The 20,825-nt window shown below is 36.2% G+C and carries 20 protein-coding genes; 9 read left to right on the top strand and 11 right to left on the bottom strand.

The window, feature by feature from the left end; all coding sequences use genetic code 11:
* Positions 1 to 21: 21 nt before the first annotated feature.
* Complete coding sequence (locus tag J3U63_RS07455) at positions 22 to 573, bottom strand: YagU family protein (RefSeq protein ID WP_267344490.1); 552 nt, start codon at positions 571 to 573, stop codon at positions 22 to 24.
* A gap of 407 nt (positions 574 to 980) precedes the next feature.
* Between J3U63_RS07455 and J3U63_RS07460 the strand changes: the two genes are divergently transcribed.
* The 6 genes from J3U63_RS07460 (at position 981) to J3U63_RS07485 (ending at position 7,461) form a co-directional block, all read left to right on the top strand.
* Positions 981 to 2,333 carry an Nramp family divalent metal transporter gene (locus J3U63_RS07460; RefSeq protein WP_267334004.1) on the top strand — a complete coding sequence of 451 codons (1,353 nt, stop codon included), beginning with the start codon at positions 981 to 983 and terminating at the stop codon, positions 2,331 to 2,333.
* A 261-nt stretch (positions 2,334 to 2,594) separates the two neighbouring features.
* Positions 2,595 to 4,256 carry a DNA repair protein RecN gene (gene recN / locus J3U63_RS07465; RefSeq protein ID WP_267344491.1) on the top strand — a complete coding sequence of 554 codons (1,662 nt, stop codon included), beginning with the start codon at positions 2,595 to 2,597 and terminating at the stop codon, positions 4,254 to 4,256.
* 52 nt (positions 4,257 to 4,308) lie between these two features.
* Positions 4,309 to 5,532, top strand: coding sequence for a bifunctional phosphopantothenoylcysteine decarboxylase/phosphopantothenate--cysteine ligase CoaBC (gene coaBC, locus J3U63_RS07470; protein ID WP_267371154.1), 1,224 nt, complete (start codon positions 4,309 to 4,311; stop codon positions 5,530 to 5,532).
* Positions 5,516 to 5,974 (top strand): dUTP diphosphatase, encoded by a 459-nt coding sequence (gene dut, locus J3U63_RS07475; RefSeq protein ID WP_065633758.1) that lies wholly within the window; start codon positions 5,516 to 5,518, stop codon positions 5,972 to 5,974. The genes coaBC and dut overlap by 17 nt, the downstream gene beginning before the upstream one ends.
* A gap of 2 nt (positions 5,975 to 5,976) precedes the next feature.
* Entirely contained in the window at positions 5,977 to 6,564 is a 588-nt protein-coding gene (slmA, locus tag J3U63_RS07480) for a nucleoid occlusion factor SlmA (protein WP_267371156.1), read from the top strand.
* 60 nt (positions 6,565 to 6,624) lie between these two features.
* Positions 6,625 to 7,461: a mechanosensitive ion channel domain-containing protein gene (locus J3U63_RS07485; RefSeq protein ID WP_267348591.1), complete on the top strand. Its 837-nt coding sequence runs from the start codon at positions 6,625 to 6,627 to the stop codon at positions 7,459 to 7,461.
* Positions 7,462 to 7,514: 53 nt separating this feature from the next.
* Here the strand turns inward: J3U63_RS07485 and cysE are convergent, their stop codons facing one another.
* The gene (gene cysE / locus J3U63_RS07490) at positions 7,515 to 8,276 is read right to left on the bottom strand and encodes a serine O-acetyltransferase (protein ID WP_065633811.1); all 762 of its coding nucleotides are present in this window, start codon (positions 8,274 to 8,276) and stop codon (positions 7,515 to 7,517) included.
* Between the two features lie 176 nt (positions 8,277 to 8,452).
* Complete coding sequence (locus tag J3U63_RS07495) at positions 8,453 to 9,694, bottom strand: oligosaccharide MFS transporter (RefSeq protein ID WP_267334000.1); 1,242 nt, start codon at positions 9,692 to 9,694, stop codon at positions 8,453 to 8,455.
* Positions 9,695 to 9,893: 199 nt separating this feature from the next.
* Here J3U63_RS07495 and J3U63_RS07500 point away from each other — a divergent pair, with 199 nt between their 5' ends.
* On the top strand, positions 9,894 to 10,898 hold the full coding sequence (locus J3U63_RS07500) for a LacI family DNA-binding transcriptional regulator (RefSeq protein ID WP_267348587.1): 1,005 nt from the start codon (positions 9,894 to 9,896) through the stop codon (positions 10,896 to 10,898).
* Positions 10,899 to 10,945: 47 nt separating this feature from the next.
* Here the strand turns inward: J3U63_RS07500 and J3U63_RS07505 are convergent, their stop codons facing one another.
* On the bottom strand, positions 10,946 to 12,415 hold the full coding sequence (locus J3U63_RS07505; RefSeq protein ID WP_267371157.1) for a glycoside hydrolase family 32 protein: 1,470 nt from the start codon (positions 12,413 to 12,415) through the stop codon (positions 10,946 to 10,948).
* A gap of 308 nt (positions 12,416 to 12,723) precedes the next feature.
* On the opposite strand from J3U63_RS07505, the gene J3U63_RS07510 reads away from it, so the two are divergent.
* Both J3U63_RS07510 and J3U63_RS07515 read left to right on the top strand, forming a co-directional pair.
* Positions 12,724 to 13,683 carry an aminoimidazole riboside kinase gene (locus J3U63_RS07510; protein WP_065633752.1) on the top strand — a complete coding sequence of 320 codons (960 nt, stop codon included), beginning with the start codon at positions 12,724 to 12,726 and terminating at the stop codon, positions 13,681 to 13,683.
* Between the two features lie 4 nt (positions 13,684 to 13,687).
* Entirely contained in the window at positions 13,688 to 14,242 is a 555-nt protein-coding gene (locus J3U63_RS07515) for a sugar O-acetyltransferase (RefSeq protein WP_267344499.1), read from the top strand.
* Between the two features lie 8 nt (positions 14,243 to 14,250).
* Here the strand turns inward: J3U63_RS07515 and ispC are convergent, their stop codons facing one another.
* The 7 genes from ispC to rpsB form a co-directional block, all read right to left on the bottom strand.
* Entirely contained in the window at positions 14,251 to 15,429 is a 1,179-nt protein-coding gene (ispC, locus tag J3U63_RS07520) for a 1-deoxy-D-xylulose-5-phosphate reductoisomerase (protein ID WP_416381302.1), read from the bottom strand.
* Between the two features lie 2 nt (positions 15,430 to 15,431).
* Positions 15,432 to 16,193 carry a DNA-binding transcriptional repressor DeoR gene (gene deoR / locus J3U63_RS07525; protein ID WP_267333995.1) on the bottom strand — a complete coding sequence of 254 codons (762 nt, stop codon included), beginning with the start codon at positions 16,191 to 16,193 and terminating at the stop codon, positions 15,432 to 15,434.
* 55 nt (positions 16,194 to 16,248) lie between these two features.
* A complete protein-coding gene (deoC, locus tag J3U63_RS07530) occupies positions 16,249 to 16,914 on the bottom strand; it encodes a deoxyribose-phosphate aldolase (RefSeq protein WP_267333994.1) in 666 nt (221 codons plus the stop codon).
* A 599-nt stretch (positions 16,915 to 17,513) separates the two neighbouring features.
* Positions 17,514 to 18,071, bottom strand: coding sequence for a ribosome recycling factor (frr, locus tag J3U63_RS07535; RefSeq protein WP_323849501.1), 558 nt, complete (start codon positions 18,069 to 18,071; stop codon positions 17,514 to 17,516).
* 29 nt (positions 18,072 to 18,100) lie between these two features.
* Entirely contained in the window at positions 18,101 to 18,835 is a 735-nt protein-coding gene (gene pyrH / locus J3U63_RS07540; RefSeq protein WP_065633747.1) for a UMP kinase, read from the bottom strand.
* A 119-nt stretch (positions 18,836 to 18,954) separates the two neighbouring features.
* The gene (gene tsf / locus J3U63_RS07545) at positions 18,955 to 19,815 is read right to left on the bottom strand and encodes a translation elongation factor Ts (RefSeq protein ID WP_065633746.1); all 861 of its coding nucleotides are present in this window, start codon (positions 19,813 to 19,815) and stop codon (positions 18,955 to 18,957) included.
* 85 nt (positions 19,816 to 19,900) lie between these two features.
* Positions 19,901 to 20,638: a 30S ribosomal protein S2 gene (gene rpsB / locus J3U63_RS07550; RefSeq protein WP_065633745.1), complete on the bottom strand. Its 738-nt coding sequence runs from the start codon at positions 20,636 to 20,638 to the stop codon at positions 19,901 to 19,903.
* Between the last annotated feature and the right edge of the window lie 187 nt (positions 20,639 to 20,825).

Raw genomic sequence — 20,825 nt, forward strand, 5'->3', positions numbered from 1 at the left:
GTTTTTAATTACTTTATCTAATTACTTACGCCATTCACCACGAATTGGTCTTGAAAAATGAGCAAGTACGGCAATCATACAAATTTCAATTGATACGCCCCAATAGATGTGACCTAAAATTTCACTCCAAAGTTCATAACCATTTAAATTCCATAACCAACCCACCGTTCCTTCTGGATCATAAGCAGGATGACGAAAACCGAGTAATGGAATTAAAAATCCATGCATGGCAACGGTAATAATAATGCCGTAAAACGCACCATACCATAAACGAATATTATTCCAAAAATAAGCGATAAAAACATACACAAAGGCAAACGCAAAACTAAATAACCAATGATAAAGTGTCACCGCTCCAGATACTATTGCAGTTTGATAGACATAATCGAGAGAGTGAGAGTTAATACCTAGCCAGCCAAGCCATGCATCAATATGTGCTGCTGGTGGTGAAATTTCGCCAGGAACGCGAGGCGGCATATTGACTTCAGAGCCCCATTTTACTAATGCACTAATAAACCCACCAATAAGTGTGGTCCAAATAATAATTTGCCGATTTGTTTTATTTCCAAACATTTAGATTAATTCCTAATATTATTGTTAATATGTTTTTAAATTATATTACACATTAATCCACGAAAAAATAAAATTTAGTTAGTTGGCAAACATTCTTCAACAAAAGAGAGAAATCTTATAAATCTGCATAAAATTAACCCACTAAAATTTAATGCAACTATTTGATAATTAATAAAATATAAATCAATCTTACAATAAGAGTGATAAGCATTTAAAAAATATATTAAAGGGATTATATTAGTTATTAATAAAAATTATTCGAATATAAAAATATGCATTGTGAGCTAAATCGAGTATTTATATACTATAGGTAACTGGCTTAATGGAATGAAAGGTTATTTTTATTTGATAATGATTCTCATTATCAATATAATAAAAACATACACTTTACTGTAGAGATCTTAGTTATGTTAAAAACGTCGACAATAAGCCTTGAAGAAATCAATAATACAGTCCAAATTCCGGATCCTCAGTCTGGTTTTTTTCGAAAACTCTGGGCTTTTTCAGGACCCGGCGCATTAGTTGCTGTCGGTTATATGGATCCGGGTAACTGGATCACCTCTATACAAGGAGGCGCCCTTTATAGTTATCTGTTACTGTCAGTTATATTAATATCGAGTTTAATTGCTATGCTTTTGCAAGCGATGTGCGTCAAAATAGGCATAGTCACTGGTATGGATCTTGCTCAAGCAACAAAATCGATGGTAGGCAAAAAATTTTCTTTTTGTTTATGGATATCAACTGAATTGGCGATTATCGCTACAGAAATAGCAGAAGTGATTGGTAGCGCTGTCGCATTAAACCTTTTATTTGATATCCCGCTATTGATCGGTGTGTTATTAACAGTCTTCGATGTTGTCATTTTATTAATATTAATACGGTTTGGATTTAGAAAAATAGAAGCTATCGTATTTTGCTTAATTGCCACTATATTTATTATTTTTTCTTACGAAGTTTTACGGGCCTCGCCTCAATTTAGTGACATAATTAATGGGTTTATTCCTAAAATAGATATTTTTACTCAATCCATTAAAGGCCATGACTCAGCATTAGTAATTGCACTAGGTATTGTTGGCGCAACGGTCATGCCACATAATTTATATCTACATTCATCTATTGTCCAAACCCGAAAATATAATAGAACAAAAACATCTAGCCTAAAAAATGCTATCAAATATGCAACTATTGACTCTAACATACAATTATCTTTTTCATTTATTATCAATTGTCTGTTATTAATTCTTGGCGCTTCGCTTTTTTATGGTAATGATCCTGACAATCTTGGTCGCTTTACTCAGCTTTATGACGCTTTAAAAAATCCGCAAATGGTTGGACCTGTCGCCAGTTCAATAATGGCAACATTATTTGCTGTTGCTTTACTTGCATCAGGTCAAAACGCCACAATAACAGGCACACTTACCGGACAAATAGTAATGGAGGGTTTTATTAATCTATCTATTCCTCTTTGGGCTCGTAGAATGATAAGCCGAGGTTTAGCGGTCGCCCCTGTTATTTTATGCATCTATATATGGGGTGAAAAAGAGAGCATTGTTGAAAATTTATTAATCTATACTCAAGTATTTCTCAGTATCGCCTTACCGATATCAATGGTTCCTTTATTGTTAGTTACTTCCAACAAAAAAATCATGGGCGAATTTGTTAATTGCAAATTAACTATCATATTAGGATGGTTAGCGGCTATTGCACTGGTTCTACTCAACCTACAGTTAATTTATGAAGTTATGAGTTCACTATTTTAAATAGATCACTTTAAAGCCATAAATAGACAACTATTCATGGCTTTTTATCATTTTATCCCACTAATTAATAATCATTTACTTTTTACCAAATTGCATTATTAATAACATAAACAGCCCAAAAGCAATTAAAATAAAGCTTAGCACACATTATTGATTAACTAATTAATTACACGTCTTTATTTCACCAAAAAACTGTATTTATTTACAGTGTTTTTACTGTTATACTGCCTACATTATAACTAGTCTTATGTATTCATTATTATGATAACGCAATTAACTATTAATAATTTTGCTATTGTTGATCAGCTACTGGTCGACTTTACCTTAGGTATGACAGCAATAACGGGTGAAACAGGTGCCGGTAAATCTATTGCTATTGATGCTTTAGGGTTGTGTTTAGGTAATCGTTCTGACGCTTCATCTATTCGCTATGGTGCAGAGCGTGTTGATATTTCAGCTTGTTTTGTACTTGATGATACACCAGCCGCCTTTAATTGGCTTACTGAAAATCAACTTGATGAAGGTAATGAATGTATATTACGAAGAGTAATTAACCAAGATGGCCGTTCTAAAGCATTTATAAACGGACGAACTGTTCCTATTTCACAATTAAAAGATTTAGGGCAAATGTTAATTCAAATTCATGGACAGCATGAACATCAACGTTTGCTACGTAGTGACTATCAACAGCTTCTATTAAATCATTATATGAACGAGCCAATATTACTTGCACAAATGCAACAAGCTCACAAACAATGGAAAGTCGCTCGACAAGCTTATCAACAATATGAAACATCACGGCAAGAACGTGATGCTCATATGCAACTGTTACAATATCAACTTAAAGAGTTAAATGAGTTTTCGCCAATTGAAGGTGAATACCAACAAATAGACGAAGAATACAAACGATTATCTAATAGCGAGCAACTGATAAATCTAAGTCAACAATCAGTTATGCTATTAGACGAAGCTGATGATTACAATGTGAGCAATCTGCTCAGTAGTGTCAAAAATAGCGTTCAGCAGTTAACTGAACTCGATCCGACGCTAAATAATATTTATACCATGTTAGAAGAGGCTTCCATTCAGATTAAAGAAGCAAGCTATGAACTGCGTCATTACAGTGAAAATCTAGATCTTGATCCAGCTCGGGTTATGCAACTCGAACAACGCCTATCAAAACAAATAGCGTTGGCTCGCAAACATCATGTGGCGCCTGAAGCACTACCAGAATTACACCAACAGTTATTGGCCGAATTCAAACAAATTAACCAACAAGATGAACAAAGTGAACAACTAAAAGCGGATATTAAAAAGTATCATCAAATCGCCATTGAACTTGCAGAAAAGTTACATCAAAAACGATTAACAGTAAGTAAAACCCTAGCTAAAAAAGTAACAGCATTGATGCATGAGTTATCTATGCCAAATGGACAATTAAGCATTGAAATTGCTTATGACGAAAATCGTTTAACTGAAGATGGTGCGGACTTAGTCACTTTTTTAGTGACGACAAATGCAGGGCAACAAGCACAACCTTTAGCTAAAGTAGCATCAGGCGGGGAGTTATCACGTATCGCACTTGCTATTCAGGTTTTAACTGCACAAAAAATGGAAACACCTGCACTAATATTTGATGAAATTGACGTTGGGATTAGTGGACCGACTGCGGCTAAAGTGGGTCAATTATTAAGGCAACTTGGCGAGTCAACACAAGTGATAACTGTTACACATTTACCACAAGTCGCCGGACAGGCTAATCAACACTATTTTGTTAGTAAGCAAACAAAGGGAAAACAGACTTCAACCGACATGCAAAAATTAGATAATAATGGCCGTGTAAATGAACTCGCTCGATTATTAGGCGGTGATAAAATCACTGATGCAACGTTAGCCAATGCGAAAGAGTTACTTATTATCTAACTGAATTGTGGTAATATAGCGATTTAGACTGAATTATGGGGAAAGCTTGAGCATGAATCTATCTGGTAAACATATTTTATTAGGGATTACAGGTGGTATTGCAGCTTATAAATGCCCTGATCTTGTTCGCCTTTTAAAAAAAGCGGGAGCTGAAGTTCGAGTCATTCTTACTGAATCAGCAAGTCATTTTGTCACACCAATGACACTACAAGCTGTGAGTGCTAATCCTGTTTCCAGCGATCTGTTTGACCCGTCGGCTGAGCTTTCAATGAGCCATATCGAACTGGCAAAATGGGCAGATATTGTATTAATTGCACCGGCAACAGCCAATATTATTGCCAAAATCGCCAATGGCATTGCTGATGATTTATTATCAACAGTGTGTTTAGCCACGCCGGCTCAAATTGCTATAGCACCAGCTATGAACCAACAAATGTATAAAGCTATAGCCACACAGCATAATTTATCGGTATTGAATGATAGAAACACCTTAATTCTTGGTCCTGATGAAGGGTTCCAAGCTTGTGGTGATATCGGCCCAGGTCGAATGCTTGAACCACACGTGATTGTCGAAAATCTCAATAGCTATTTTACCCACTCATCATTATTAGATGGGATATCAATTACTATTACTGCTGGGCCAACGGTTGAAGAAATCGATCCTGTCCGTTATATCAGTAACTACAGTTCAGGAAAAATGGGCTTTGCTATTGCTAAAGCTGCGGCAGAAATGGGCGCAAATGTTACACTTATTAGCGGCCCAGTTAATTTAGATACGCCAAAGCATGTCACACGAATCGATGTTAAAAGTGCAAATGAAATGTATAATCAAGCATTAACTGCAGCGCAAAAATCGTCTATTTTTATTGCTTGTGCAGCAGTTGCTGATTTCCGTGCGGCAACAATTGCCACTCAAAAAATAAAAAAAACGGACGATAATGAACTTGTGATTAAATTAGCCAAAAATCCAGACATTGTTGCAAGTGTTGCCGCATTAAAAAATTCAAGGCCTTTTGTTGTTGGTTTTGCCGCAGAAACCAATAATGTTGAAAAATATGCCTTAAAAAAATTAATCACCAAAAATTTAGATTTAATCTGTGCTAATGATGTTTCAGATAAAAAAATTGGTTTTAATTCCGATCAAAATGCATTAACCCTTTATTGGCAAAATGGCGAACAAAGGTTACCATTAAGTAGTAAACAACAATTAGCAAAACAATTACTTGAAGCTGTGATAACACGATACAAAGCGAGTGATAATGAAAAGAAAAATTGATATTAAAATATTAGATAAACGTTTAGGTAATGAGTTTCCACTCCCCACTTATGCAACTGAAGGATCAGCTGGTATTGATTTACGAGCCATGTTTGATAAAACAACCGAAATTAAACCCGGTGAAACCATCTTAACGCCTACCGGTTTATCCATGCATATTGCCGATCCAAATCTAGCGGCATTGGTCTTACCTCGTTCAGGTTTAGGATCTAAAAATGGGATTGTACTCGGTAATTTAGTCGGTTTAATTGATTCTGATTATCAAGGACAGCTTTTTGTTCCGGTATGGAACCGCAGCCAAACCCCTTTTATAATTGAAGCCGGTGATCGAATTGCACAATTGATTATCGTACCTGTGGTACAAGCCGAATTTAATATTGTTGATGAATTTACACTCTCAGCACGAGGGGAAGGTGGATTTGGGCATTCGGGTAAAAAATGATTGTGACCAGCAAAAATAAGAATCGTAAAGAAGACATCTTGCAAGCATTGGCAACTATGCTTGAGTCCAATGAAGGGACGCAACGCATTACCACGGCGAAATTAGCCGCCACTGTCGGTGTTTCAGAAGCAGCACTTTACCGACATTTTCCAAGCAAAACCAAAATGTTTGAAAGCTTGATTGTTTATATTGAAGATATATTACTTTCACGCATCAATACCATTATGCAAGATGAGCCTAAAACATTCACCCGCTTACAGCTTATTTTAGCGCTGATATTAGGTTTTTCAGAAAAAAACCCTGGATTAACTAGGATTATGACTGGGCATGCGTTAATGTTTGAACAAGAACAATTACAAGAGCGAATCAGTCAATTATTTGAACGAATAGAAACTCAAATAAAACAAGTTTTGCGAGAACGAAAAATTCGCGAAGGGGTTGCATTTACTACTGATGAACGTATTTTATCTAGTCAATTATTAGCATTTTGTGAAGGGATGATGTCACGTTATTCTCGTTCAGGCTTTAAATATCTTCCTACCACCAATTTTGATACACGTTGGGCGTTACTAGCAAAACAGTTAGTTTAAATGCTATGTATGTATGACTTTTTAAACTAACTTTTTATCGCTCTCAAATAGGATTATGTGATGAATTTTGAAAATATTTTAACTCAAACTACCGCATTTATTGATAAATATGATGGCATTGTGCTTAGCTATATAGCGCATTTTTGTTTTGCCATTATTATTTTTATAATTGGTCGAGCAATTTCTAAGTTTATCAGTCGTCAATTAAAACGCATTTTAAGCAGCCGCCATGTTGATCCAACAGTGGTGAAATTTGTCAGCGCATTATCTTATTATGCCGTTATGGTCGTGACACTGGTTGCAGTTTTAGGACAGTTAGGCGTACAAACAGCCTCAATTGTCGCAGTTATCGGTGCTGCAGGTTTAGCTGTTGGTTTGGCACTGCAAGGTTCACTGTCTAACTTTGCCGCTGGCGTCATATTAATAATATTTCGTCCGTTTAAAGTGGGTGAAACCGTTGTTATCAACAGTCAAAGAGGCGTCATTGACTCTATACAGATTTTTTCAACAACGATTGTTACACCAACTAACGAACTTGTTGTTATTCCTAATAGTCAGGTAGTTAGTGCCAATATAATCAACTTTACCCGTTTACCAGAAAGACGTTTAGATTTGGTTATTAATGTGGGTTATGATTCAAATATTCAAAATGTTTACCAAGTGCTAAGACAAGCAGTAAACCAAACCAACAATATTTTGACAAATAAAGAATCAATTATTCGTTTAGATCTGTTAGATGCATCATCAATGAACTTTAATGTTTTGGTTTGGACATCAAACGAAAATTACCCGTCAGTGAAAGCAGAATTACTGGAAAATATTAAAAATCTACTAACTGAAAATGGTATTAATATTCCATATCCAACTATGGATGTGAATGTTAATTCTAACCACTAAATTTTGGTTTTGACCTACCGTCGACTATTGTCGACGGAAATCTTTTCACGCAATCAAATTTCTTGATCCATATTCAAAGCTGGTTTATCACAATCAGGGCAGCCGACCACTTTTGCTGGTACTCCAGCAACAGTTGTATGGGCTGGCACTGGCTCTAATACGACTGAACCGGCACCAATTTTTGCCCCTTTACCAATTTCGATATTACCTAAAATCGTTGAATGAGCACCAATCATGACGCCTTCTCGAATTTTTGGATGACGATCCCCATTCTCTTTACCTGTACCACCCAGTGTTACCGATTGTAAAATCGATACATCATTGTCTATGACGACAGTTTCACCAATGACAATACCTGTCGCATGATCGAACATCACACCACAGCCAATTTTTGCAGCTGGATGAATATCAACGCCAAACACAATAGCAATCTGACTTTGTAAAAATGTGGCGAGTGATTGACGATTTTGTTGCCAAAGCCAATGTCCAATACGATAAGCTTGCAACGATAAAAAGCCTTTATAATAAAGTAAAGGAGTTGAATAATAATTAGTGGCGGGATCACGCACATAAACCGCAATAATATCAGTAATAGCGGATTGAATAAGATGCGGATCAGCCTTATAAGCCTGCCGTGCAATTTCACGAATTTCAATTGCTGGCATGACTTGGGTAGCAAGTTTATTGGCTAAAATATAGCTTAATGCATTACCTAAATTTTCGTGATTAAGCAAAGTGGCATGGAAATAACTGGCTAGCATCGGTTCACTTTCTACTAATTTTGATGCTTCTTGCCTGATTGTTTGCCATAGCATATCAGGCGTAACTACTGTTTTGGTAATATTCACAACAACAACCTATAGACATTAATCATAGTGATTATCTATTGTTTCGCAAACTCATCATAGAAGCAAGCTTTGTATTTATTGATCATAAACTAAATAGCAAAATGGAAACTTCCGTTTCCATTTTATAAAGTGGATAACAATAACTATTGTGATTGAAGTCTATTTTTTCGATCATTGGTTAAGGTAAATATAGCAACAATTAAAATAAATAGCACAATACTAGCAAGCACATAAAACGTTGTTGAATAGCCAGTATTATCAAATAATTTACCCACCACCCATGACAGTGCAATCACACCAATATTAGATGAAATATTAAAGCCAACTAAATAGAGGGTTGATGATAATCTAGCATCAAAATTAGCTACAACATATTTAAATACCGCCAAAATAAACAGCGGCGTTTCAATGGCATGAAATAGTTTTATTAATGATATCAGATAAACATTATGTAGTGATGCAGATAAAGCAATTCGGCAAATCATCACGAGTGCAGCAATTAATAGTGACTTTTTAGCACCCACTTTATTAATAAAATAGGGTGCTAAGATCATACAGGCCGCCTCTAAAAAAACTTGAAAAGAGTTTAAATAACCATAAACGCGGTAACCATCTTCATTTTTTTCAAAAAAACTTGTGTAAAAATTTGGAAACAGTTGTTGATCATAAATGGTATAAAAACTATTTGTCCCAATAATAAAAAATACAAATAGCCAAAATTTTTTCATACCAAATAATGAGAAAATTTCACTTAATGTTGGAATGGTTGAGGTTTTTTCAATAACCCTATCCTTGTTTGCATCCACTGGATAACGTTTTGGCGTAAAGGTCAAATTAATAATAAAAAAGATAACAGCAACAGCAGATGCCATCCAAAAATTAATATGAGGATCGATACCAAATAAAATACCAGCAACAAACGTCGCGGCAGCATAACCAAACGATCCCCAAAAGCGAGCTGGACCAAACTCAAAACCAAATAAGCGGCTAATGCGCTCAATAAACGAATCAATTAAAGCACATCCAGAAATAAATCCGGCACTCAACACTGGTGCACCAATACAGACACCGATAATAAAATCACTTTTTAATAACGGCTCATAAACATAAATTAAAAACGGACCAATTAATATCATCACGATACTTTGAAAGGTAATAACAGCTTTGCCGATTTGTAATTTATCTTGAATGATGCCGTAAAATATCATAAAAAACATGGCAGCAGCCGAGTTTGCCGCATAAACCGTTCCAAGTTGCTCACCCGATAAGCCAATTTTACTTTTTAACCATATTGCATAAAAAGACCACCAAAGAGACCAAGCTGCATAAAAGGTAATAAGATAACCAGATGAAAACCAATAATTTCTATTTGCTATTATATTCATATTTATTACTCTTATATTGTGAAGTTTAACGTTAACATGTTAATGTTAACATTATTGTCACAATTGACAGAAAATAGATACAACCGGTTATCATAAATGATAACTCCCTCACACTTTTTATCATTTTTATTTGTGGTATCATCATTTGAAATAATTATTAGAAAAAGATTTTTTTAATGCTAAACAAAAGGATTTAATTATGGCTTCACTTAAGGATGTTGCAAAGTTGGCGTCGGTTTCGTTGATGACGGTATCACGCGCAATTAATAATCCTGAAAAATTAAATAAACAGACTTATAATCGGGTTCAAAAAGCAATTGAGCAACTTGACTATGTGCCGGACTTGTCAGCACGTAAAATTCGTGGCGATAACTCTGGCCCTCGTGCAATAGGTGTTTTAGCATTAGAAACAGCAATGACCCCTTTTTCTGTAGAATTATTACAAGCGATCGAAAAAACAGCACAACAACACGGTTGGAATACTTTTATTGTTAATCTATTTGATGATAAACAAGCTAATCATGCCATTAATACTCTGCTATCTTATCGACCTAATGGCATTATTTATACCACTATGGGACTAAGAAAAATTGAACTTCCGACAAAGTTACTCGGGAAAAACGTGGTATTAGCCAATTGCATCTGTGATAGTGAAGATCTAGCGTGTTATATTCCGGATGATTACACAGGTCAATACTACGCCATGCAACAAGTGATTAAAAAAGGCTATAAAAAACCATTATGTATTTATTTGTCAAATACCAGCTTAGCTGGTAAAACTCGCCGTAAAGGTGCCGAGCAAGCATGGTTAGACGCAGGTCGTAATTTAAATGACATTATCAGTTACCACACCACAACGGTAGAAAATAACCTTACCCAAGAATATATGATGACAGTTGATATATTAAAACAGCACTGTAACAAAAAACCAGACTTTGATGTGTTAATTTGTGGCAATGACCGTATTGCATTTGTTGCTTATCAATTTTTGTTAAGTCAAGGTTTTCATATTCCAACAGATATCGCAGTTGTAGGTTATGATAATATGGTCGGCACAGGAGAACTTTTTTATCCACCGCTAACCACCGTACAATTACCTCATTATCAGATAGGCGAACAAGCCGCATTACACATCATAAACAACCAAACTAACAAAAACGTAATCTATGTACCTGCGCCATTTTTGCAACGAGATTCATTATAAACAAAAACTGTTATCCCACTACACTAAAGTAGTGGGATGATTAGCAATTATTCATAAATTGATTTTAACTGCCAACTATCTAATTTTATAATTTTTGCTTGGCCATTTTCAGCAAATAAGTTAACGATTCGTTTAGCCGGTAATTTTGGATAAATACGACTCGATAGACTATATAAATCACCATTAACAAAAACCTCAACAGATGAAGCATCAACATAAATATGCAAATTTAACTTTTTAGTTTTAGGTAACCGAACACTGCGATATCCCTTTAATGCTAATCCTGAAAGACTACGATCAAGTACAATACGATTCGATTGCAGATCCACATACAATAGTGTGGCTTGCTTACCATCTGGCGTTGCCGCTAGCTGTAAACCGAAACGTTCAGCATTACTTTGGGTTAAATCAATATCGACATTAATCTCGCAACTAATTGATTCAATATCGGTATTTTTCAATTCATTATTGAGTGTTATTTCACTCAGGTTTTTAGGCTTTTCTCGTAATGCTTCAAGCTCTTTAATTGGACGGTTACGGACATTATTATTGCGATCTAAAACTAATTCGCGCGGAAGCGTAAAGGCGCCCATCCATTTATCTTGTTTACTTGGCATCATTGATTCCCACATATCCATCCAAGCAAAAATAATGCGCCGACCATCTTTTGCAACAAACGATTGTGGTGCATAAAAATCATGACCAAAATCCATTTCTTGAAATGGTTTAACTATCGAAAACGTTTTCCCAGGTTGCCAATCACCGACAATATAGCCTGATTGGAATCGGTTACGGTATTGATAACCTTTTGCTTTCATACCTTGCGGTGAAAACATCAAGATCCATTTATCACCAAGCGGGAAAAAATCAGGGCATTCAAGCATATAGACATTAGGATCGATATGACTAACCACCACGTGATCAAATTGCCACTTTTTAAAATCGTGAGAGCGATACAATAATATTTGTCCAACATCATTGTTATCCCTTTGCCCTACCACCATCCACCATTGACCTGCTTGTTGCCAAACTTTGGGATCACGAAAATGCATAATGCCATCTTCTGGAGTTAAAATAGTGCCATGTTTTTCAAAATGAATACCATCTTTACTTGTAGCAAGGCATTGAGTTTGACAAATGTGTTCATCATTCCCTTGACCTTGTAACCAAATATGACCGGTATAAACTAAACAAAGCTCACCATTTTTATCTATTGCCGATCCAGAAAAACAACCGCTTTTGTCAAACGCATCACCCGGTGCTAGCGCAATAGGTAATCTTTTCCATGTGACTAAATCATCACTCACCACATGCCCCCAATGCATCGGTCCCCAGTTTTCATCAAAAGGATGATGCTGATAAAAAGCATGGTACTGACCTTTAAAATAGATAAGACCATTAGGATCGTTCATCCATCCAGACTGTGGTGCCAGATGAAAACATGGATAGTACTGTTTATTCATTACCTTTTCTAACTGTTTAACAGCTTGATTTGCTTGATCGATTGCAGTAGACATAAACTCCCCTTTATACATTCCGCATTAAATATAATTTTCATCAATATGATGACTTTAATATAGCCACCTTTCTTATCAAGCTATATTACCCTAACTTAATTGTTAACGTTAACTTTTGATCAATTAACAGGCAAAATATGTGATAATAATCACACATTTTTAACGTTAACAATGAATTTTTTTGTAAATGCTTTAGTCTATTGTTAATGACTAATTATAAAACTTCGTTTAAGCTGACTTAACTGTTTAAATAAACCAGCCATAAAGTCACAACACTTAAACCTATTAACTTTAAATTGAGTAACAAAATGAATAAAACTAAAGTCTGGTCGCTTGGCGATGCTGTTATCGATCTTTTACCATTTGGTGATATGAATTACAAAGCCTGTGCAGGAGGAGCACCTGCAAATGTCGCTATTGGTGTAGCGAAATTGGGACTTCCTTCCGCATTTATAGGTCGTGTTGGTAATGATCCTTTTGGTCACTTTATGGAAAAAACATTTAATCAATACCACGTTGATTGCCAAAGTTTAGAAAAAGATGATAACCATAGAACCAGTACGGTGGTGGTTGATCTGGGTAATAATGGCGAAAGGAGTTTTACTTTTTTAGTGTCGCCGTCTGCCGATCAGTTTCTATCTCAGCAGGCGATTCCTGATTTTAACCAAGATATTTTGCATTTTTGCTCGCTAGCTTTAGTTGGGCAGACTTGCCGTCAAACATTAAAAACAGCGATTGAAAGGTTGAATGGTAAAAAGGGTTTAATCAGCTTTGATGTCAATTTACGCGAACAAATGTGGCATGATAAAAATGAAATGCGCACAATTATTACGCAATTTTGTCATGATGCCGACATACTAAAACTTTCCGATGAAGAGCTATTTTGGTTAACCGAATCTAACGATTGGAGTGCCGCTTTAAATAAGTTACAACAACATTATGATGCAACACTCAAATTAGTTACAAAAGGTAAAGATGGCAGTGTAGTTTTATGGCATGGTAAAACATTTTCGTTCGATTCCTATCATGTTAACAGTATTGATACAACCGGTGCAGGCGATGCTTTTGTTGCAGGATTACTCAGTAGTATTGCAACGTCCGGAATGCCAGACGATAAACTTATGTTAGAAAGCATGATGACTATTGCCAGTGCTTGCGGCGCGTTAGCAACAACTCAAAAAGGGGCGTTAACTGCACTTCCTGATAGCGCTTTTTTACAATCATTTATTAGTGATAACCCTGCATTAACAGCAAAACAAATGGCGTAGCAACATGAGCGAAAAAGAGAAAATGCTAGCAGGTATGCTCTATAACCCAGAGATCGATTTACTGGCTAACGAAAGGCTTTATGCACAAGATATTTGTTTTCAAATAAACCAATTATCGCCACTAGCCAAACAGCAACGACAACAGTTATTCCAAATCCTATTAGGCAAAACTGGGCAACAGTTTACGATCATGCCTGGTTTTCAATGTGATTATGGCTACAATATTGAAATTGGCGAAAATTTTTTTGCTAATTTCAATTGCATTATGTTAGATGCGGCTAAAATTACTTTTGGCGATAATGTATTAGTTGCACCCAATTGTGGATTTTATACCTCAGGACACCCATTAGATAGTCAAATTCGCAATAGCGGACTTGAATTTGCAAAACCAATTACAATCGGCAATAACGTTTGGATCGGCGGCAATGTGATTGTATTACCTAATGTGACCATTGGCGATAACACCGTTATTGCAGCTGGTAGCATAGTTGATCGTGATATACCAAGTAATGTCATTGCGATGGGCACACCTTGCCGCGTCTATAAAACACAGCTATAACACTTAAGTTATAGCTTACTACACTGTTGTCGAGCCCACTTATCAATTACTAACACATCCTCGATAGTCTTGGGTTCGGGTAAATTGAGTTTATCTAAGGTTGCCGCAACTTGATTTGCAATATCCATAAAACCGATTTTGCGTTGTAAAAAAGCCACGACAGCGATTTCATTGGCGGCATTTAAAGCCGTCGTTGCCGCTTGCCCTTGATTAAAAGCATCTATCGCTAATTTTAAGCAAGGATAGCGATTAAAATCGGGGGCAGTAAACGTCAATGCCGAAACTTTTGTAAAATCTAAGGGTGGTACAGTTGACAAAATACGCTGTGGATATGACATAGCATAGGCAATAGGTGTACACATATCCGGTACACCTAGTTCAGCGATGACACTACCATCTTGGTAACGTACCATAGAGTGAATAATCGATTGAGGATGAATAATAATTTCCATTTCATCGAAACTGGCATTAAATAGCCATCTGGCTTCAATATACTCTAAGCCTTTATTCATCATCGTTGCTGAATCAACTGAAATCTTTTTTCCCATTGACCAATTAGGATGCGCAACCGCCTGCTCGGGTGTAACTGAAATGAGCGAGTTTAAAGGTAAATCTCGAAATGGACCACCCGAGCCGGTTAGTACTATTTTAGTTATGCCATAATCGGCTAAATGAGCAAAGCCTAATTGTTCTTGAACGGCACAGGGTAAACTTTGAAAAATAGCATTATGCTCACTATCGACCGGTAGTAACTGTGCGCCATATTGCTTCACCGCCTGCATAAATAAATGACCACAAGTCACTAATGACTCTTTATTTGCCAGTAATATACGCTTACCTTTTTTAATAGCAGCAAGGGTCGGTTTTAATCCAGCCGCGCCGACAATAGCCGCCATAACGTAATCGACTTCCGGTAATTGAGCTAAGTCACAGATAGCTTGTTCACCACTCGATACCTCAATATCTAAATTCAGATTTAGCAAATTAGCCTTAAGCGCTATGGCAGCTTGCTCATCAGCCATAGCCACGTATTTAGGTTTAAATTCTTGGCACTGTTCGGTCATTTTGCTGACATTTTTACCGCCGACTAAGGCATAAGCTTTAAATTGTGACCAATTTTGCCGAATAACGGCCAACGTACTACAGCCAATTGATCCTGTTGAACCTAAAATTGTAATATTTTTCATCATCAATAAATTAAACCGATATTATTATCGTTAAAAAAAGTAAGGTACTGAGCGCTTGGCGCTTTATCCGTAATCACTTGATAGAACTGATTAAGTTCAGCAATAAAAGCCGGCTTAACCTGATTAAACTTGGTATGATCAGCAATTAAAATATTCTGACAAGACTTATTTAAGGCTTGATGCTTCATACTCAGTTCATCAAAATCATAACAAGTAACACCTTGTATAAGATCTATACCTGCAGCCGAAATAAAAGCTTTATTAGGGCATATAAAATCTAATTGATTATGTGGACTAATACTGGTAAAGATGGCATTGTTAAGCTGATAATGCCCACCGCATAAAATAATTTTGCATTTCGGTTTATGTTGTAACGCTAAAAAGGCATTAAGCGAATAACAAATTGCAGTGAAGGATATATCCTCATGAATTGCATCGATAATAAAGGGGATGGTAGTACCACAATCAAAAAAAAGAGTATCGTTTTCGTTAACTAGTTGACTAACAAGCTTACCTATGTAACGTTTTTCTTCTACCTGTTTATCTTGCTGATCGCTAACAAAGTATTGGGTAATTTGATTTTGGGACTGATTAACAATATAACCGCCTAATACCGTTAAAGGTGAAGGTTGATTGTTAATATCACGCCGAATCGTCATTTCAGATACAGCTAACATTTGAGCCGCTTCTTTTAAATGAATTTTATCGGTCGATTTTAGGTACTCAATAAGTGCGTTAACTCTTTTTTGAGGTTGTGTTTCCATTGCCATTCCATTAAATAGCAATAAGCTACTTTGCAGTAGCTTATGAAAGGATCAATTAATAGTTGCTTGATGAGGTAGAATTGCCTGAAACAATTGCAATGCCTGCACTAGCGCCTAACCGTGTAGCACCAGCTTGAACCATTTTCTCAGCAGTTTGCCGATCGCGAATACCACCTGATGCTTTAACACCCATTTTATCACCAACGGTGTCTCGCATCAATTTGACATCTTCAGCCGTTGCGCCTGATGTACTAAATCCTGTAGAAGTTTTAACAAAAGCAACACCAATTTCCTTGCAAATTGTACAAACTTTTACGATTTCATCTTTAGTTAATAAACAAGTTTCTAAAATTACTTTCAATGGCACTGAATTACATGCTTTAAAGACCGCATCGATATCTTTTTTAACGGCATCCCAATCATTGCTTTTTAGCCAACCAACATTGATAACCATATCGATTTCTTGCGCACCCGCTTTAACCGCCATTTCAGTTTCAAATGCTTTTGCAGAAGTTAACATCGCACCAAGAGGAAAACCAACAACCGAGCAAACTTTGACGTCGCTACCTTTTAATAAGCTAGCGGCTAAAGGTACATAACCAGAATTCACACACACGGAATAAAAATGGTACTGCTTTGCTTCATCACAGAGTTTACGTATTTGATCTTCTGTGGCATTCATTGCAAGTAGAGTATGATCAATATACTTTGCATAATCCATAAGCTTTCCTTTAATTATTGTTAATGATGTCTAGTAAATATTGTTAGTCATTTATAAATGTTAGTAAATGTTATAAAAATAACAAATATAGCCCTATAATGTTATTTTCATCACATTATATACTTAAATTATGATAATTAGAAACAAAACTAATCACACAATATAGACAATTTAAACCAATAATTACTAAATAAAACCTCAGTTATAATTAACCGTTTTTAAGCTTGGTAATATCAATATCAACCAGTCGTGTTTACAGTCGCTCATCCATTTGATCGAAGCATAACGATAAATCATGCCTAAAACTCTTTTCTATTTAGGATTAGTACTTTTACCATGATTAGCACTCAAATTAACTTTTTTCCGAATTTACGGTTAATTAGGCATAATACTGAACTACCTATAATGGATTGGAATCATTAACCTGCTTTTGCGATGCTAACGGTGAATAGGAATTATCACTGCATCCAACAAATAAAATAATAAAACAGTAATTATCTATTTTTATGAAACATTAATTGAAAAAACCGATCTTAAGAAGCAAATTATTTACATAAAAAAAAGCCTAGTTGTTATAACTAGGCTTATAAACTCACAAATTAAAATTCCATTAACTCTTTTTCTTTATCGGCGAGTACCGAATCTAACTTTTTAATTGCCGCATCGGTAGCTTTTTGAATCAAATCTTGTGATTTACGTTCATCATCTTCTGAAATTTCTTTATCTTTTAACAGTGCTTTAATCTGATCATTGGCATCACGACGAATATTACGAATAGACACGCGACCTTGTTCAGCTTCATTACGCACGATTTTTGTTAAATCACGACGGCGTTCTTCAGTTAATGGTGGCAGAGGCACTCGAATTACTGTACCTGCTGATGCGGGATTAAGTCCTAAGTCTGAAGTTAAAATTGCTTTTTCAATTATTGGTGTTAATGATTTATCAAATACTGTAATAGCAAGGGTTCTTGCATCTTCTGCAACCACGTTCGCTAATTGACGTAGTGGTGTTGGACTGCCGTAATATTCAACCATAATACCATCTAATAAGCTTGGTGATGCACGGCCTGTTCTCACTTTAGAAATATGAGTTTGAAACGCATCAATACTTTTTTCCATGCGCGATTGCGCTTCTTTTTGAATCTCATTTAGCATAATAAAAACCTTATTTAAAATAACAAAGACTAACAGCTAACTGTTGCCTGATTATTAATTAATGTTCCTTCTGGTTCACCTAAAATGACACGGCGTAATGCACCAGGTTTATTCATATTAAACACACAAATAGGTAAATTGTGATCACGCGCTAATGTAAATGCGGCAAGATCCATAACTTTTAGTTCATCATCTAATACTTTTTCATAATTTAATGTTTTATAAAGCGTTGCATTTGGATCTTTAACAGGATCAGCAGAATATACACCATCAACTTTAGTCGCTTTTAGAACCACATCTGCTTCAATTTCGATACCACGTAAACAAGCAGCAGAATCGGTTGTAAAAAACGGATTACCTGTACCTGCTGAAAGGATAACCACCTTACCATGACGAAGTAAGCTAATTGCTTCAGTCCAACGATAATCATCACACACACCATTTAAAGGTATAGCAGACATTAAACGCGCATTAACTTCTATTCGATGCAGAGCATCACGCATTGCAAGACCATTCATTACCGTTGCTAGCATCCCCATGTGATCGCCAACTACTCGATTCATACCTGCTTTAGCAAGACCTGCACCACGAAATAGGTTACCGCCCCCAATAACAACAGCCACTTGAACATTCATTTCGATTAGTTCTTTTATTTCTTGTGCCATACGGTCAAGAACGGTGGGATCAATACCAAAACCTTCATCGCCTTGTAGTGCTTCACCACTGAGTTTTAGAAGAATACGTTTATAGAAAGGGGTTACCATATGAAGTCTCACTATTTCGTTATTTAATTACCTGACAAACTAGGTTAGCTAGCGGGTAATAATTTTAAAATATTTTGTAGATAAACAAAACCGCCTTTACGGCGGTTTTTATAAAACAATTAAGATTGTTTCGACATCGCAGCAACTTCGGCTGCAAAATCAACTTCGACTTTTTCGATACCTTCACCCACTTCAAAGCGGATAAATGTCGCAACTGTCGCTTTTTTCTCAGCAAGTAGATCACCTACAGTTTTACTTGGATCCATTACAAATGGTTGACCAGTAAGCGATACTTCACCCGTGAATTTACGCATACGGCCTTCAACCATTTTTTCAGCGATTTCACGTGGTTTACCTGATTGCATTGCAATATCGATTTGAATATTGCGTTCATGTTCAACCACATCAGCCGGAACATCACTTGGATTAACATATTCAGGTTTACTTGCAGCGATGTGCATAGCGATATGTTTAACTAATTCTTCATCACAGCCACTGTTAGCTGCAACTAAAACACCGATACGAGCACCATGTTGGTAACTACCAACCACATCACCAGCGATTGCTTGAACACGACGAATACCAATGTTTTCACCGATTTTAGCAACTAACGCTGTTCGCTCTTCTTCAAATTTAGCTTGTAAAGCAGCAAGATCAGTAATGTGATCATTTAATGCAGCTGTTGCTACTTTTTCGCTGAATGCGATAAAACCAGCATCTTTTGCAACAAAGTCTGTTTCACAGTTGATTTCTAAAATAATACCTGATTTTTTATCAGCAGAAATTTTAGAAATAATTACACCTTCAGCAGCAACACGGCCAGCTTTTTTAGCCGCTTTTGCTTGACCTGATTTACGCATATTGTCGATAGCAAGATCAATATCACCATTCGCTTCAACTAATGCTTTTTTACATTCCATCATGCCTGCGCCTGTTCTTTCACGCAGTTCTTTTACCATAGAAGCGGTAACTTCAGCCATTTTTTAATCCTCTATTTAACCATTGTGATGATTTTCATTAGAATGGGTCGATACTGATTATCGACCCTGAAAATATTTGAGTTTATTACTCAGCTGCTGGCGCTTCTTCAACAAAGCTTTCTTCAGATACTGGAGATTGGTTTTGTTCACGACCAGAACGTACTGCATCAGCAACCGCATTTGCATATAATTGAATAGCACGAATTGCGTCATCATTACCTGGAACAATATAATCAATACCATCTGGATCTGAGTTTGTATCAACAACAGCAATGACTGGAATACCTAAATTGTTAGCTTCTTTGATTGCGATATGTTCATGGTCTGCACCAATAACAAAAATCACATCGGGTAAGCCACCCATATTTTTAATTCCACCCAAGCTATTTTCTAATTTAGCCATTTCGCGAGCACGCATTAGTGCTTCTTTTTTGGTTAATTTGTCAAATGTACCATCACTAGCTTGTGTTTCTAAATCTTTTAAACGTTTGATTGATTGACGTACTGTTTTCCAGTTAGTCAACATACCACCTAACCAACGGTGATTTACGTAGTATTGCCCACAGCTTTCTGCTGCTTGTTTAATCGCTTCGCTAGCTGCACGCTTTGTACCAACAAATAAAATTTTACCTTTACGAGCGGCAATCTTGTTTAATTCAGCTAACGCTTCGTTGAATAAAGGAACTGTTTTTTCAAGATTGATGATGTGAACTTTATTACGAGCACCAAAAATAAATGGTTTCATTTTTGGGTTCCAATAACGAGTTTGGTGTCCAAAATGTACACCCGCTTGTAACATATCGCGCATTGATACTGTAGTCATGATTTCCTCATTTTGACGTTGGGGTTATGCCTCCACATATCCGCTTTATCCGACCTTATGACTTAAAGTAAAAGGCACCCCGGCAAAGAGTAGTGATATGTGTGTGTTATAACGTTAATTAAATTTTAAAATTTTTGCTTTACCTCACAAGGATTTTTTGAAAAATGAATGTGAAGAGTTGCGCGCG

Origin of the sequence: Gilliamella sp. B2838 (assembly GCF_026536185.1) — a bacterium.
Classification (GTDB): Bacteria; Pseudomonadota; Gammaproteobacteria; order Enterobacterales; family Orbaceae; genus Gilliamella.

What these genes read in the sequence shown, in the direction of transcription:
- J3U63_RS07455 (WP_267344490.1), bottom strand. Translation starts at nt 573, where the DNA reads ATGTTTGGAAATAAAACAAATCGGCAAATTATTATTTGGACCACACTT.
- J3U63_RS07460 (WP_267334004.1), top strand. Translation starts at nt 981, where the DNA reads ATGTTAAAAACGTCGACAATAAGCCTTGAAGAAATCAATAATACAGTC.
- recN (WP_267344491.1), top strand. Translation starts at nt 2,595, where the DNA reads ATGATAACGCAATTAACTATTAATAATTTTGCTATTGTTGATCAGCTA.
- coaBC (WP_267371154.1), top strand. Translation starts at nt 4,309, where the DNA reads ATGAATCTATCTGGTAAACATATTTTATTAGGGATTACAGGTGGTATT.
- dut (WP_065633758.1), top strand. Translation starts at nt 5,516, where the DNA reads ATGAAAAGAAAAATTGATATTAAAATATTAGATAAACGTTTAGGTAAT.
- J3U63_RS07485 (WP_267348591.1), top strand. Translation starts at nt 6,625, where the DNA reads ATGAATTTTGAAAATATTTTAACTCAAACTACCGCATTTATTGATAAA.
- cysE (WP_065633811.1), bottom strand. Translation starts at nt 8,276, where the DNA reads ATGCTATGGCAAACAATCAGGCAAGAAGCATCAAAATTAGTAGAAAGT.
- J3U63_RS07495 (WP_267334000.1), bottom strand. Translation starts at nt 9,694, where the DNA reads ATGAATATAATAGCAAATAGAAATTATTGGTTTTCATCTGGTTATCTT.
- J3U63_RS07500 (WP_267348587.1), top strand. Translation starts at nt 9,894, where the DNA reads ATGGCTTCACTTAAGGATGTTGCAAAGTTGGCGTCGGTTTCGTTGATG.
- J3U63_RS07505 (WP_267371157.1), bottom strand. Translation starts at nt 12,415, where the DNA reads ATGTCTACTGCAATCGATCAAGCAAATCAAGCTGTTAAACAGTTAGAA.
- J3U63_RS07510 (WP_065633752.1), top strand. Translation starts at nt 12,724, where the DNA reads ATGAATAAAACTAAAGTCTGGTCGCTTGGCGATGCTGTTATCGATCTT.
- J3U63_RS07515 (WP_267344499.1), top strand. Translation starts at nt 13,688, where the DNA reads ATGAGCGAAAAAGAGAAAATGCTAGCAGGTATGCTCTATAACCCAGAG.
- ispC (WP_416381302.1), bottom strand. Translation starts at nt 15,429, where the DNA reads ATGAAAAATATTACAATTTTAGGTTCAACAGGATCAATTGGCTGTAGT.
- deoR (WP_267333995.1), bottom strand. Translation starts at nt 16,193, where the DNA reads ATGGAAACACAACCTCAAAAAAGAGTTAACGCACTTATTGAGTACCTA.
- deoC (WP_267333994.1), bottom strand. Translation starts at nt 16,914, where the DNA reads ATGGATTATGCAAAGTATATTGATCATACTCTACTTGCAATGAATGCC.
- frr (WP_323849501.1), bottom strand. Translation starts at nt 18,071, where the DNA reads ATGCTAAATGAGATTCAAAAAGAAGCGCAATCGCGCATGGAAAAAAGT.
- pyrH (WP_065633747.1), bottom strand. Translation starts at nt 18,835, where the DNA reads ATGGTAACCCCTTTCTATAAACGTATTCTTCTAAAACTCAGTGGTGAA.
- tsf (WP_065633746.1), bottom strand. Translation starts at nt 19,815, where the DNA reads ATGGCTGAAGTTACCGCTTCTATGGTAAAAGAACTGCGTGAAAGAACA.
- rpsB (WP_065633745.1), bottom strand. Translation starts at nt 20,638, where the DNA reads ATGACTACAGTATCAATGCGCGATATGTTACAAGCGGGTGTACATTTT.